Source organism: Nocardioides sp. WS12 (assembly GCF_014108865.1).
Classification (GTDB): Bacteria; Actinomycetota; Actinomycetes; order Propionibacteriales; family Nocardioidaceae; genus Nocardioides.
In genome coordinates this window covers 3,485,414-3,500,648 of sequence record NZ_CP053928.1, presented here as the reverse complement: position 1 = coordinate 3,500,648, position 15,235 = coordinate 3,485,414, and the positions used below count along the sequence as shown (strand labels likewise).

The following is a 15,235-nucleotide window of genomic DNA, read 5'->3' as shown; positions in this document are numbered from 1 at the left end:
CTCAGGCGGGCTGGGCTGCCGGCTCGCCCCCGAGCGCACCCACCAGCGGGCAGGCGGCGTTCGGGTCGATGCACTGCTGCTCGAGCAGGCCGGCCAGCGCTGAGCGCACTCGCGTGAGGTCGGCGATCCGCTCGTCGATCTCGGCGAGCTTGGCCTGGCCGACGCGGGCGATGTCGCCGGTCAGCAGCACCTCCTGGCCAGAGAGGGCGGTGAGTTCGCCGAGCTCGGCAAGGCTGAAGCCGAGTTGCTGGCCGCGCCGCAGGAACCGGACCCGGGCGATCTGGTCGTCGGGGAACTCCCGGTAGCCGCCGGACGTGCGCGACGGGACGGGCAGGAGCCCACGCCGCTCGTAGAAGCGCACGGTGGAGACCTTCACTCCTGCCCGGGCGGCCAGTTCGGAGATGTTCACGTCGTGAGGGTACGGCGCCGCAGCGCCGCCGCGACGGCAACGCCCTGCACCAGACCCCACAACACCTCGGGGACCAGGAAGCCGACGATCACCGTGCTGGCGCCTTCGGTCAGGGCCACCACCATGCCGAGGCAGAACAGTGCCCGAGCCACCGTGTCGGCCGCACCCACCAGCAGCGTGGGCCGGACGATCCGCACCACCGACCAGACGAGGACGAGTCCGCCCATCAGGCCTGCGAACAGGACCGTGAACGGGTCGTCGGGGTCGGGGAGGGAGCCGGTGAGGTCGAGCTCGCGGTGGATCGAGCCGAGGGTTCCGAAGGTCGCGGCGGCGAGCCAGGGGAGGGCGAAGCCGGTCGTCACGACGGCGTCGTAGATGGCCGATGCGCGCACGATGCGCAGGGGAGTGGAGGTCATGGAGAGACCGTGGACCCTGCACCTTGGTGCAAGGTCAAGCCCGACACACCAGCCTGTGGTCCCTGTGGCTGGTGTGACTTGTGGGTAGGTTGTGAGCATGGCGACCCGTACGTCTTCCCCGACGGCGTCGCGAAGCCGGACCACCCCTTCTTCACGCTCGGGCGCGAAGAAGACAGCCAGCTCGCGATCACGTAGTACGACCAGCAAGAAGTCACCGGCCAAGAAGACCGCGGCCCGGCGACCGGCCCCGCGCGCCGTTCGCAATGGGCCCGGACCCGTGGCCCGGGCGTTTGTCGCGCTCGGACGCGGAGTGGTTGCGATCTGGCTGGCGTTCGCGCACGCCATCGGAGCGGTGGCCCGCGGCATCGGCCACAGCGCCCGCGAGATCGAGCCCGAGCAGCGGCGCGACGGCTTCGGCCTGTTGCTGTGCGGCCTGGCGCTGATCATCGCTTCCGCCGTGTGGTTCGAGGTCCCCGGTGGCGTCATGGACTTCACCCGCGCCGCGGTTTCCGGCACGGTCGGCAAGATCGGCTGGTTCGTCCCGCTACTCGTCCTGCTCGCCGGCTGGCGAGTCATGCGCGACCCGGTCAGCAACGGTCCGGCGGGACGCCAGATCATCGGTTGGGCGGCGTTCGCCTTCGGCCTGCTCGGCATCGTCCACATCGCCAACGGCAGCCCTGAGCCCGTCCAGGGCGACACCTCCGCCCTGCGCGAGGGCGGTGGCGCCATCGGGTACGTCGTCTCCGCGCTCCTGCTCGACCTGCTGCGCTCACCCGCGCTCGTCGTACCCCTGCTGGCCCTGGTGGCCTGCTTCGGCGTGCTGGTCATCACGGCCACGCCGCTCTACCGCGTACCCGACCGCCTGCGCGAGCTCGGCGACATGCTCACCGGCCGTCACCACGACTACGACGACGCGGACGCCACGCAGCCGATCCGGCTCAGCGACACCTTCGAGCGGACGGGCGACCCCGCCTACGACACCCCGCTGCTGGCCGAGGACGGCAAGAAGAAGCGTCGCGGCAAGAAGTCCGCTGACGAGCTCACCGTCGAGGAGTCGATGGCGCTCATGGAGCCGATCGACATCCCGCTCGTCGACGACGAGCCCCTCGACCCGGAGGCCGGCTCCAACGCGCTGATCGCGCGCCGCCTGGCCAAGTCGGCAGCTGCGGACGACGACGGTGACGTCGAGCCGCCCCCGCATGCCGACCTGCCGCAGCGCGTCGAGCAGCTCGCGCTCTCGGGCGACATCGTCTACACGCTCCCGGACGCCGCGGCCCTCAAGCCCGGCGACCCGCACCGAGCGCGCTCCAAGGCCAGCGACGACGTCGTGATCCGTCTGCAGACCGTCCTCGACGAGTTTGGTGTCGACGCCCAGGTCACCGGCTACACGCGGGGACCGACGGTCACGCGTTACGAGATCGAGCTCGGCATCGGCGTCAAGGTCGAGAAGATCCTCGGCGTCCAGCGCAACATCTCCTACTCCGTCGGCTCCGAGGACGTGCGGATTCTCAGTCCGATCCCGGGCAAGTCCGCGGTCGGTGTCGAGATCCCCAACACGGACAAGGAGATCGTCTCCCTCGGTGACGTGCTCCGCTCCAACACCGCGCGCAACGACCACCACCCGCTGATTGCCGGGCTCGGCAAGGACGTCGAGGGCGGATTCGTCGTCGCCAACCTCGCGAAGATGCCGCACCTGCTGGTCGCCGGTGCGACCGGCTCCGGCAAGTCGAGCTTCATCAACTCGATGATCACCTCGGTCCTCATGCGCTCCACGCCCGACGAGGTGCGGATGATCATGGTCGACCCCAAGCGGGTCGAGCTGAACGCCTACGAAGGCGTTCCGCACCTGATCACCCCGATCATCACCAACCCGAAGAAGGCCGCCGAGGCCCTCGAGTGGGTCTGCCGCGAGATGGACATGCGGTACGACGACCTGGCGAACTTCGGCTTCCGCCACATCAACGACTTCAACAAGGCCGTTCGCGAGGGCAAGGTCGAGGTACCCGCCGCCAGTGAGCGCGTGCTGACGCCGTACCCGTACCTGCTGGTCATCGTCGACGAGCTCGCCGACCTGATGATGGTCGCGCCGCGCGACGTCGAGAGCTCGATCGTCCGGATCACCCAGCTCGCCCGTGCGGCCGGTATCCACCTGGTGCTCGCGACGCAGCGGCCCTCGGTCGACGTCGTGACCGGTCTGATCAAGGCGAACGTCCCGTCCCGACTGGCGTTCGCGACCTCCAGCCTCGCGGACTCCCGCGTCATCCTCGACACTCCCGGTGCCGAGAAGCTCGTCGGTCAGGGTGACGGTCTCTTCCTCCCGATGGGTGCATCGAAGCCGATACGTGTGCAGGGCTCGTGGGTCACCGAGAAGGAGATCGCGCAGGTCGTCAAGCACTGCAAGGGCCAGCTCGAACCCAATTACCGCGAGGACGTCACCGCCGCCCCTGCGGCCAGCAAGGTCCTCGACGACGACATCGGCGACGACATGGACTTGGTCATCCAGGCGATCGAACTCGTGGTGTCCACGCAGTTCGGCTCGACCTCGATGCTGCAGCGCAAGCTCCGCGTCGGCTTCGCCAAGGCCGGCCGGTTGATGGACATCCTCGAAAGCCGGGGCGTCGTGGGACCCAGCGAGGGCTCCAAGGCGCGCGATGTCCTCGTCAAGCCCGACGAGATCGACGCAGTGATCATGACCATCCAGGGGGAGGCGTGAGCCAGATGACCGACAACCTCGACCAGACCGACGACAACGACCGTTCGGACTCGACCGCATCCGACCTGGAACAGCAGGTCGAGGTTCGGCGCAACGTCACCCTGTCCGCGCTGATCGGCGGGCTCGCGGCGCTGCTGACGGTCGCCTTCGCGGTCCGTGCCTTCACCGACGGCACCGGTCTCGACTGGTTGCTGTTCGGCATCCTGGCCCTCGTCACGATCGTCCACCTCGGTTCCCTTGCGGACAGCCGCGCGCCCCTGCTCGTCGCCGACCCGCGCGGTGTGCGGGTGCGCGAAGGAGCCCGCTGGCGCGGGATTGCCTGGCCCGAGATCGACTGCCTCGAGCACCTGCCCCGCCGTGGCCTGCGCGACGGCCACCTCCTCGTTGACGGGTACGACGACCGCCAGCTCGTCGTTCCGCTGACCCTCGCCACCCGGATCGCCGGGGCACCGCTGGCCTCGCTCAGTGACGTTCTCGCCGAACTGGCTGACGGCCGCGCCGACGTGGTGGAGGTCGTTCCCGGCCTGGACGACCAGCCGCAGACCCGTCGCGACGTGATCCCGAACCTCAGCGACCTGTACCGCGATGACGACGAGGTCGGCTCGGCTGCCGAGCGTCACGGGATCGCCGCTCGTGTTGCGGCGGGACTCGCTGGTGTCGTGCCCGGCACGCGCAGCGACGAGGAGTCCGACGACGCCTTCGACCAGGACGGCGGCCTCGCCGTGGACGACGACGACGATGCCCGCGCCGTGACCGAGGTGCACCCGGCCGAGTCCGACGTCAGCCGTCTGCGCTCGCGCCTGGCCCAGATCCGCGGATGGTCGGCCCCGTCCAACGACACCGACGACGACACCGATGTCGAGAGCACCGACGAGATCGTGCTCGACGAGGACCCCTCGGACGTCGAGAACACCGACGAGATCGTGCTGCCCCCCGAGGAGTTCCGCCGCGACCCGCGCGACGGCCTGCGCGGTGACTGGCACGACGACGAGGGTGGGGAGCCGCCCGCACCGGGTCGCCCGACCGTGCTGTCCGCGCGCGTCGAGGTCGACCGGCCCGTCACGGCCCGGATCCCGCTCGAGGACTCCGCGGCGTCGTACGCAGCGCCGGGCGACACCATGACCGTCGTCCTGGACGACCTTGCGGTGCGACCGTCCGCACAGCCGATCATCGGCCCGGACCTGGCTGCCGCCCGGGAACGCCTGCGGCTCACGATCGACCAGCTCTCCGACCGCACCCGGATCCGGCCCCACGTCATCGAAGCGATGGAGGTCGACGACTTCGGCCCGTGTGGCGGCGACTTCTACGCCCGTGGGCACCTGCGCACCCTGGCCCGCGTCCTGGGTGTCGACGCAGCGCCGTTGGTGGCGTCGTACGACGAGACCTACGCCCACGCTCCCGTCGACCCGCGTCGGGTCTTCGAGTCCGAGCTCGCCACGGGCGCCGGTGGCGCGATCCGCAGCACCCGTGGCGGACGCAACTGGTCGGTGCTGATTGCGGCCGTGATGGGCGCGATCCTGATCTGGTCGATCGCCCGGCTCGTCATGGACGGTCCGGCCCCGGTCGGCGACACCCCGGTGCTCAACCAGAGCGGCGGGGTCTCCGACACCGCGGCCGCCAAGGGCGACCCGGTGAAACTGACGCTGACAGCCGCCGGCGGCGGCGCGACCCTCAATGTGCGTGACGGTGCCGGCGAGATCGTGTTCGACGGTGCTCTTGCGTTCGGTCAGACGACCGAGCTCAGGGTCGTGCCGCCGATCCGGATCACCAGCTCTGACGGCTCAGTGACCTACGCCCTGGGCAAGAACAAGGCCAAGGCGCTGGGGGAGACCGGCGTCGACGTCGCCAAGACCCTCGTGGCCAGGTAACGACGAATCCCGGCCGGGGGCGCTCCGCCGGTAGGCTCGGGCGGACATGACCAGTACTCCCGCCCCCGTCTCGGTTGCCCTGCTCACCCTCGGGTGCGCCCGCAATGACGTCGACTCCGAGGAGCTTGCCGGCCGCCTGGCGGCCGACGGCTTCGTCCTCGTCGACGACCCGGAGGACGCGGACACCGTCGTCGTGAACACCTGCGGGTTCGTCGACGCGGCCAAGAAGGACTCGATCGACACGCTGCTTGCCGCCTCGGACCTCAAGACGTCCGACGGCAACGGCAAGGTCAAGGCCGTCGTCGCGGTCGGTTGCCTGGCCGAGCGGTACGGCGAGGAGCTTGCCGACTCGCTGCCCGAGGCTGACGCCGTACTGGGCTTCGACGACTACGAGGACATCGGCGGACGCCTGCGCTCGATCCTCGCCGGCGACAAGCAGCACCCGCACACGCCCCGGGACCGGCGCCTGCTGCTCCCGATCAGCCCTGCTGACCGCCAGGCCGTTGTCGAGCGTCCCGCCGACGCCGGCCAGGAAGTCGCGATCCCGGGCCGCTCCGCGCTGCGCAAACGGCTCGACGGTGGCCCGATGGCTCCCCTCAAGCTCGCCAGCGGCTGCGACCGGCGCTGCACGTTCTGCGCCATCCCGATGTTCCGCGGTTCGTTCGTCAGCCGCCGGCCCTCCGACGTACTGCAGGAAGCGATGTGGCTCGCCGAGCAGGGCGTCAAGGAGGTCTTCCTCGTTTCGGAGAACTCCACGTCGTACGGCAAGGATCTGGGCGACCTGACCCTGCTCGAGACGATGCTCCCCGAGCTCGCAGCGATCGACGGCATCGAACGGGTGCGGGTGTCCTACCTGCAGCCCGCCGAGACCCGCCCTGGCCTGGTCAAGGCGATCGCGACGACGCCTGGCGTGGCGCCGTACTTCGACCTCTCGTTCCAGCACGCGAGCGCCTCGGTCCTGCGCCGGATGCGCCGGTTCGGCGACCCGGAGAGCTTCCTGGGCCTGCTCGACCAGGTACGCAGCCTGTCCCCGGACGCCGGAGTGCGCTCCAACGTGATCGTCGGGTTCCCCGGCGAGACCGAGGAGGACCTGCAGACCCTGTGTGACTTCCTCGTCGCCGCCCGTATGGACGTCACCGGCGTCTTCGGGTACTCCGACGAGGACGGCACCGAGGCCGAGACGTTCGACGGCAAGCTGGACGACGACGAGATCCGCGCCCGCCTGCAGCACGTCACCGACCTGGTCACCGAACTGACCACCGACCGCGCCGAAGAGCGCATCGGCACCGTCGTCGAGGTCCTCATCGAGGAGGTGGACCCCGATGGCACCGGTGACGGCACCGTCGAGGGCCGCGCCGCCCAGCAGGGGCCCGAGGTCGACGGCACCACCCGTGTCCTCGGAGTGCCGGACGCGCGGGTGGGTGACTTCATCCAGGCGATCGTCGTTGCAAGCGATGGCGTCGACCTGATTGCCGAACCCGTTGAAGGAGTGGCATGAGCGAGTCCAACGCCCCGGTCGTGCCGGCCGCAACGAAGCCGAGCAACTGGAACGTCCCCAACGCGCTCACCACGCTGCGGATCATTCTGGTGCCGTTCTTCGGCTGGGCTCTCCTGTACGACGGCGGCGACTCCGTCCTGTGGCGCACCGTCGCCTTCGGGATCTTCTTCGTCGGGATGGTGACCGACAAGGTCGACGGCGACATCGCGCGCAAGCACAACCTGATCACCGACTTCGGCAAGATCGCCGACCCGATCGCCGACAAGGCGATCACGGGGATGGCCTTCATCGGCCTCGCGATCATCATGGACACCTGGTGGATGTGGACCATCGCCATCGTCGTCCTGGTCCGGGAGTGGGCCGTCACCCTGCTGCGCCTGTCGGTGCTCAAGGCGGTCGTCATCGCTGCCGCGCAGAGCGGCAAGTGGAAGACCGTCGCCCAGGCGTTCGCACTCGGCTTCCTGAGCCTGCCCCTGCTCGAGGTCGATGGCTGGCTCGACGTACCCGGCGAGATCACCTACGGCGTCGCCCTCGTGTTCCTCGCGGCGGCGTTCCTGCTGACCCTCTGGTCCGGCTACGAGTTCTTCCGTGACGTCTGGAAGCAGCGCCACGACATCCGCAAGGCTGTTTAGCCGGTCGGGAAGTCCTCCGCGCAGGGGGCGGTGGGTCGGGGATCCCTCCGGTTCCACCTGAGGGTTTGCACCGATTCTTCACCAAATCGTTGCGTGAGTTTTCCTCAGGTGCTTGTCAGGTGACGGGGTTCCCGGTTTAAGGTCGGGGCTTCTTCCCCCCGTATCGCCAGCTTTCTCGGGCAACGCGTTGCGGTCTTGCCGCTTTGACGACCCCACCCTCGGAAGTAGCGCGATGCGTTCAGCGAAGCAGTTCTTTTTCGGATCCCTCGGCACGGCCCTGGCCATTTCGGGCCTGACGGCCCTGGTGCCCACTCCCGTGCAGGCGGACGTGTCGACCGGGATCGGTTCGTTCCCGTACACCCAGAACTGGTCGGACGGCGGTCTGATCACCGTCAACGACAACTGGTCGGGCGTCGCTGGGGTTCAGGGATATCTGGGTCAGGACATCACGACCACGACAGCTGCCGACCCACAGACGCTGCTGGGCGAGAGCGCTCTCCCCAACGACACGGACGTGACTGCGAACGCGACAGCGACGGCCACCGCTGGCGGTGTCCTGGAGGTCCAGGGAGACTCGATCGCGATCCAGGGCAGTGGCTCTGCAGACGCGCCCTACGTCGCCTTCCGGCTGAACCTCACCGGCCAGTCCGGCGCGAACTTCGCGTTCGACGCGCGTGACCTCGATGCGGGCGCGGACAACGCGGTCCAGCAGATTGCCGTGCAGTACCGCATCGGTGGGACCGGCTCGTTCACCAACCTTCCGAGCGGATATGTCGCGGATGCCACCGACGGGTCTGCGGCCACGAAGGTCACGCCGGTGGATGTCGACCTCCCGTCGGCCGCAGATGGGCAGGGCGAGGTCTACGTCCGCGTCATGACGACGAACGCTGTCGGCAACGACGAGCTGGTCGGAATCGACAACATCAGCATCACGACGGGCGGTGTGGTCGTGCCGGACCCGCTGGTCGCCACCGACCCGGGCGACAAGACCTTCACGCTCGACACCCCGATTGCTCCGATCAACCTTGCCGCCACGGGCGGCACGTCGCCGTACACGTGGGCGGTCACCTCGGGTGTCCTGCCCGCCGGTCTGACGCTGACCGGCAACCAGATCTCCGGTACACCGACCGCGATCACCGAGTCGCCGGTCGAGATCACGGTGACGGCGACCGATGACGCCGAGCCCGCCGAGAGCGCCACGGCGACCTTCACGATCACGGTCAACGCGGCCCTCGAGATCACTCCGATCGCCACCCTCCAGGGGACCGGCGCTCGTTCGCCGTTCGCGGGCTCCGACAACAACTCCGGGACGGAGATCAAGACCACCGAGGGCGTCGTGACCGCCGCCTACCCGGTGGGTGGATTCAACGGCCTCTACATCCAGACTCCGGGTGCCGACACCGAGGGTGCTTCGGATGGCATCTTCGTCTACGGCGGCTCGACGAACGCCAACATCCCGGCGGGCGTCCAGGTGGGCGACTCCGTCCGCGTCACCGGCCCGATCGCCGAGTTCTTCAGCCTGACCCAGATTGTTCCCGCGGCCGGGGGAGTCACCGAACTTCAGTCCTCGCTCGGCACGATCACCCCGCGTGCGGTTGCGTACCCGACGGCTGTTGCTGACCGCGAAGTTCGCGAGGGCGAGCTGCTCGCTCCGACCGGGAACTTCACGATCACCAACGCCTTCCAGACCAACAACTTCGGTGAGGTCGGCCTCGCGTACGGCGACGGCCCGCTCAAGCAGCCCACCGAGTTCGTCGACGACGACGACATGGCCGGACTGACGGCCATCGACGCAGAGAACGCGTCCCGTGCGGTCACCCTCGATGACGGTTCGACCACGAACTACCTGGGGACACAGGCGACCAAGGCACTGCCCGTCCCGTGGCTCACCCAGGGTGCCGGCGCCAACCCGTCCCCGCCGCGCGTCGGTGCCGGTATCACCTTCCACGCACCGGTCGTCCTCGACTTCCGCAACAGCGTGTGGAAGTTCCAGCCGCAGGGCCAGGTGACCACCAACGGTGCCGCCGTGGCGACCTTCGAGGACACCCGCGCCCAGAACCTGGCGCCCGCTGCCGTGGGTGGCGAGATCAAGATCGCGACGTTCAACGTCCTGAACTACTTCAACACGACCGGTGAGGCGTACGTCGCCGCCGGTCCGCTGCAGAACCCGCCGCTGAACCTGCACTGCACGTACTTCAGCGACCGTGGCCCGGGCGGTGACAACGGCACCGACGCCAGCGACCGCATCGGCAACAACGAGTGCGGCACGATCGGCGTCGACGGCGTGAAGGTCGGCAACGGTCCGCGCGGCGCCGCGACCGCGGCCAGCTTGGCTCGCCAGGAGGAGAAGCTCGCCAAGGCCATCGTGGCCATGGACGCCGACGTGATCGGCCTCGAGGAGGTGGAGAACTCCATCAAGCTGCCCGGCGAGGCCAACCGCGACGACGCGCTGGCCCGCATCGTCGAACTCATCAGCGCCCTCGAGCCTGCTGCGGGCTGGAAGTTCGTGAAGAGCCCCGGTGAGGCCGTCACTGGCGCGGCCGTCGGCGAGCAGGACGTGATCCGTCCGGCCTTCATCTACAAGTCCACCGCGGTCGCCACGGTCGGCCAGTCCGACATCCTCTTCGGCACCACCGAGTTCGCCAATGCCCGTGAGCCGCTGGCGCAGGCGTTCAAGAAGGTCGGCGGTCTCGACTCCGACGCCTTCGCCGTCATCGTGAACCACTTCAAGTCGAAGGGTGACAACGGCAGCCCCGTGCCGCCGGCCACCGGTGACAACGCGAACAGCCCGTACTTCGGCGCGTTCAACGGTGACCGGACCCGTCAGGCGACTCGCCTGGTCCAGTTCGCCAATGATTTCGCAGCGGACCGGGACATCGACGCCGTCTTCCTCGCGGGTGACTTCAACTCGTACACGATGGAAGACCCGATCCACGTCCTCGAGACCGGCGGCTTCACCCCGGTCGAGTCTGACGACGCATCGGACGAGAGCTACTCGTTCTCCGGCTTCTCCGGCTCGCTCGACCACGTGCTCGCCAACGAGGCAGCCGAGGCCTTGGTGACCGGTGCGGACATCTGGGAGATCAACGCCAACGAGGCGATTTCCTTCCAGTACAGCCGCTACAACTACAACGTCACCGACTTCTGGCAGCCGAACCTGCCGTTCGCGACCTCGGACCACAACCCGGAGGTCGTCGGGCTCGACCTGCCGGACGGTACGGAGCCGGACTACAAGGAGATCCAGGTCCTCGGGACCAACGACTTCCACGGGCGCCTGCTGCCCGACGGCGGCAACGCGGCCGGTGCGGCGCCGTACGCCACCGCGATCGAGGAACTGCGCACCGAGAACCCGAACACGATCTTCGTGGCCGCCGGTGACCTGGTCGGCGCCTCGACGTTCGAGTCCTTCATCCAGGACGACGAGCCCACGATCGACGCACTGAACGCCATGGGTCTGGAGGTCTCGGCCGCCGGTAACCACGAGTTCGACCGTGGTTACGCGGACTTCGAAGGCCGGATCCGGGACCGTGCGGACTGGGAGTACATCGCCGCCAACCTGGACTACGCCGACTCGATCGCCGAGCCGGACCAGCTCGCGGAGACCTGGAAGAAGACCATCGACGGTGTCGAGATCGGCTTCGTCGGTGCCGTCACCGAGGACCTCCCCGCGCTGGTCAACCCGGCCGGCATCCAGGGCGTCACCGTGACGGACGTGGTCGACGCGACCAACGCTGCCGCGGCCACGCTGAAGGCCGAGGGAGTCGACCTGGTCGTCCTGCTGGTCCACGAGGGCTCGGCCACGACCGAGTGCAACTCGCCGACCTTCACCGACCCCGCGACCGTCTGGGGCAACATCACCCAGAACACGTCGGCTGACGTCGACGCGATCATCTCGGGTCACACCCACCTCGCCTACAACTGCAAGTACACCGTCGACGAGTGGGTGACCGACGGGCGCGACGTCACGATGCGCCCGGTCGTCTCGGCCGGCCAGTACGGCACGAACCTGAACAAGCTGGTCTTCAAGTTCGAGGGCGACGACCTCGCGGTCGTCACGCAGGAGGTCCTGCCGACCGCCGGTGTCGGCTACGCGGCCGACCCGGACGTGCAGGCGATCGTCGACGCCGCTGTCGACTTCGCCGACGAGGCCGGCAGCGAAGTCCTGGGCCAGATGAACGGCCCGTTCAAGCGGGCGTCGTACAACCCGTCGGGCAACCCCACCGAGAACCGTGGCGGTGAGTCGACGCTGAGCAACCAGGTCGCCGAGGTCCAGCGCTGGGCCACCGATGCAGCCGGCATCGAGACCGACATTGCCTTCATGAACCCGGGCGGCCTCCGCGCGGACATGGCCGGCACGATCAACGGCGACCTGCGCGACCTGACGTTCCGCCAGGCCGCCGACGTCCAGCCGTTCGCCAACACGCTGGTGAACCTGAAGCTCACCGGCGCCCAGCTCGAGACGGTGCTGGAACAGCAGTGGCAGCGCACCGCTCTGGGTGGCGTGCCGTCGCGACCGTTCCTGCGTCTCGGCGTCTCGGAAGGCTTCACCTACACCTACGTGGAGAGCCCCGAGACGGTGAGCGTCCCGAACTCCGCCCCGGTCCAGACGTTCCGTGGCGAGGTCACCGGAATGTGGCTCAACGGTGAGCCGATCGACGCTGCGCAGGTCTACTCGATCACCGTGAACTCCTTCCTCGGAGGCGGTGGCGACAACTTCTGGGAGCTCGCCAACGGCACCAACAAGGTGGACACGGGCAAGGTCGACCTCGAGGCCATGGTCGAGTACATGGACCAGTACGACGCCGCGAACCCGCTGCCGGTCGACCACAGCCAGCGCGCCGTCGAGATCGACCGCGGTGACCAGGCCGCGGCCGTCTACGTGCCGGGCGACACGGTCACCTTCGACGTCGGGTCGTGGGCCATGTCCGCCTCCGGCGACGCGCAGGACGCGAACCTGCAGGTCAAGCTCGGTGACGAGGTGCTCGGCAGCTTTGCGGTCAACAACACCGTGGGAAGCACGCCGTACGACAGCTACGGCACCGCATCGGTGTCGTTCGTCCTGCCCGAGAGCATCGGTAACGGCGTCCAGGAGCTGACCGTCTACGGTCCCACCACCCAGACGTCCGTCCCCGTGTTCATCGAGGTCGACGACGTGGAGGACATCCAGATCCTCGGGACCAACGACTTCCACGGTCGCCTGCTGGTCGACGAGTCTCCGGCGGATGCCACCTGTGCCACCGTGCTCTGCCCGGCGTCGGTGCTCTCGGGCACCGTCAAGCAGTTGCGCAGCGAGAACCCGAACACGGTCTTCGTGGCCGCGGGCGACCTGATCGGCGCCTCGACGTTCGAGTCCTTCATCCAGAACGACGAGCCCACGATTGACGTGTTGAACGAGGCCGGCCTCGATGTCTCGGCCGCGGGCAACCATGAGTTCGACCAGGGCTACGAAGACCTCGTGGGACGAGTCCAGAGCAGGGCCGACTGGGAGTACATCGCCGCGAACGTCGACGAGCCGGAGGGCCGCGACGACCTCGCGGAGACGTGGACCAAGGAGTTCGGCGACGTCAAGGTCGGCTTCGTCGGTGCCGTCACCGAGGAGCTGCCGTCCCTGGTGAGCCCCGACGGCATCCTGGGCGTCACCGTCTCTGACATCGTCGACGCCACCAATGCGGCGGCCGAGGCGCTCAAGGCCGACGGTGCGGACCTCGTGGTCCTGCTGGTGCATGAGGGATCGGCATCGACGACCTGCACCTCGCCGCAGTTCACTGACGAGAACACGGTCTGGGGAAACATCACCCAGAACGTGTCGGCCGACGTGGATGCCATCGTGTCCGGTCACACCCACCTCGCCTACAACTGCTCGTTCCCCGTGAGCGAGTGGCAGTCCGAGGGCCGGGCGGTCACGGAGCGCCCGGTGGTCTCGGCCGGCCAGTACGGCCAGAACATCAACAAGCTGGTGTTCTCCGTCGACGGCAGCACGGGCGACGTCGTGGCGAAGACCCAGTCGATCATGGCGCTGACTGCCAGCTCGCCGAAGGACCCGGCGGTCGAGGCGATCGTCAACGAGGCCAAGGCTGTCGCCGAGGTCCAGGGCGGGGTCAAGATCGGCGAACTCGAGGCACCGTTCAACCGGGCCCGCATCACCGGTAGCACCGATCCCAACCGCGGCGGTGAGTCCACGCTCAGCAACCTCGTGGCCGAGGTGCAGCGCTGGGCGACGGAGAAGCCCGAGTCCGGCGACGCGCAGATCGCCTTCATGAATCCGGGCGGACTGCGATCGGACATGGCCGGCCAGCTCAACGGAGATGTCCGGGAGCTCACCTACAAGGCTGCCGCCGTGGTCCAGCCGTTCGCGAACACGCTGGTCAACATGAACCTGACCGGTGCCCAGATCGAGACCGTCCTCGAGCAGCAGTGGCAGCGGACGACCGGCGGAACGGTGCCCACGCGCCCGTTCCTCCGTCTCGGTGCATCGGACGGCTTCACGTACACCTACGTGGAGACGCCGGTCACCGTCAGCGGTGTGGCGACCTTCCAGGGTGAGGTGACCGGGATGTGGCTCAACGGCGAGCCCCTCGATCCCGCCACCAGCTACTCCGTGACGGTCAACTCGTTCCTGGGTTCTGGCGGTGACAACTTCCGGGAGTTCGCGAACGGCACGGGCAGGGCCGACACGGGCAAGGTCGACCTCGCAGCGATGGTCGACTACATGGCAGCGTTCGCTGCTACGGAGCCGCTCGCCGTCGACTACCGCCAGCGCGCGGTCGAGGTCGAGTTCCCGGTCGACGCTCCGTCCGGCTACGAGCCGGGGGCGACGGTGAACTTCGCCGTCGGGTCCTGGACCATGTCCAACCCCGACGACGTCAAGGACACCGCCGTCACGGTCAAGTTGGGCGAGGACACCCTCGGGACCTTCCCGCTCGACAACACCATCGGGACCGAGCGGTACGACCCGTACGGCACGGCAGCGATCGCTGCGACGCTTCCGGGCGACCTGGCAGCCGGCAACGTGGACCTCACGCTCGTCGGGGCCCAGACCGGCACCTCGATCATCGTGCCGATCACGGTCGTCGAACCGGAGCCGACCGAGGTCGTCAACAACACCGTTCCTGTCATCACGGGTACGGCGAAGGTCGGTGCCCAGCTCACGGGTACGGCGGGCACCTGGACGCCGGCTGATGTCGAGGTCGCCTACCAGTGGCTCGCCGGCGGAGTCGAGATCAACGGTGCCACGACGTCGACGTACACGCCGGTGGTCGCTGATCTCGGCAAGGTGATCACCCTGCGGGTGACCGCGTCCGCCGAGGGCTTGCTCGATGGCGTGGCGACATCCGCGCCGACGGCGGCGGTGGCTCAGGGCACGATCGTCAACACCTCCCTGCCGACGGTGTCGGGGACGGCCAAGGTGGGCAACAAGTTGATCGCAACGGCGGGCACCTGGACGCCGACGCCTGCTTCGGTCTCCTATCAGTGGCTTGCCGATGGGGTCCCGATCTCCGGTGCGACCGGCTCGATTCTGCAGTTGAAGGGGCCGCTCGCCGGCAAACGGATCTCGGTGCGCATGACGGCCAGGGCCACGGGCTACACCGATGCACTCGCTGTGTCGGCCGCCACGGCGCCGGTCGTCAAGGGCAAGGGCAACTGACAACTTCTGACGTCCCGGCGTGCTCACGCCGGGACGTCAGTGGGCCGTGCCACG

At 68.5% G+C, this 15,235-nt stretch carries 7 protein-coding genes; 5 read left to right on the top strand and 2 right to left on the bottom strand.

Annotation, left to right across the window (positions count from 1 at the left end; all coding sequences use genetic code 11):
- Position 1: 1 nt before the first annotated feature.
- Together HRC28_RS17045 and HRC28_RS17040 are read right to left on the bottom strand one after the other, a co-directional pair.
- Positions 2–409, bottom strand: coding sequence for a heavy metal-responsive transcriptional regulator (locus HRC28_RS17045; RefSeq protein ID WP_182376642.1), 408 nt, complete (start codon positions 407–409; stop codon positions 2–4).
- Positions 406–825: a hypothetical protein gene (locus HRC28_RS17040; RefSeq protein WP_182376641.1), complete on the bottom strand. Its 420-nt coding sequence runs from the start codon at positions 823–825 to the stop codon at positions 406–408. The genes HRC28_RS17045 and HRC28_RS17040 overlap by 4 nt, the downstream gene beginning before the upstream one ends.
- Before the next feature lie 97 nt (positions 826–922).
- Here HRC28_RS17040 and HRC28_RS17035 point away from each other — a divergent pair, with 97 nt between their 5' ends.
- The 5 genes from HRC28_RS17035 (at position 923) to HRC28_RS17015 (ending at position 15,181) form a co-directional block, all read left to right on the top strand.
- A complete protein-coding gene (locus tag HRC28_RS17035; RefSeq protein WP_182376640.1) occupies positions 923–3,538 on the top strand; it encodes a DNA translocase FtsK in 2,616 nt (871 codons plus the stop codon).
- A gap of 5 nt (positions 3,539–3,543) precedes the next feature.
- Positions 3,544–5,406: a helix-turn-helix transcriptional regulator gene (locus HRC28_RS25155; RefSeq protein WP_237111865.1), complete on the top strand. Its 1,863-nt coding sequence runs from the start codon at positions 3,544–3,546 to the stop codon at positions 5,404–5,406.
- Positions 5,407–5,452: 46 nt separating this feature from the next.
- Positions 5,453–6,904: a 30S ribosomal protein S12 methylthiotransferase RimO gene (gene rimO, locus HRC28_RS17025; RefSeq protein ID WP_182376639.1), complete on the top strand. Its 1,452-nt coding sequence runs from the start codon at positions 5,453–5,455 to the stop codon at positions 6,902–6,904.
- Positions 6,901–7,536, top strand: a complete 636-nt coding sequence (gene pgsA, locus HRC28_RS17020) for a CDP-diacylglycerol--glycerol-3-phosphate 3-phosphatidyltransferase (protein WP_182376638.1) — start codon at positions 6,901–6,903, stop codon at positions 7,534–7,536. The genes rimO and pgsA overlap by 4 nt, the downstream gene beginning before the upstream one ends.
- 232 nt (positions 7,537–7,768) lie before the next feature.
- The gene (locus HRC28_RS17015; protein WP_182376637.1) at positions 7,769–15,181 is read left to right on the top strand and encodes an ExeM/NucH family extracellular endonuclease; all 7,413 of its coding nucleotides are present in this window, start codon (positions 7,769–7,771) and stop codon (positions 15,179–15,181) included.
- The last annotated feature ends 54 nt before the right edge of the window (positions 15,182–15,235 follow it).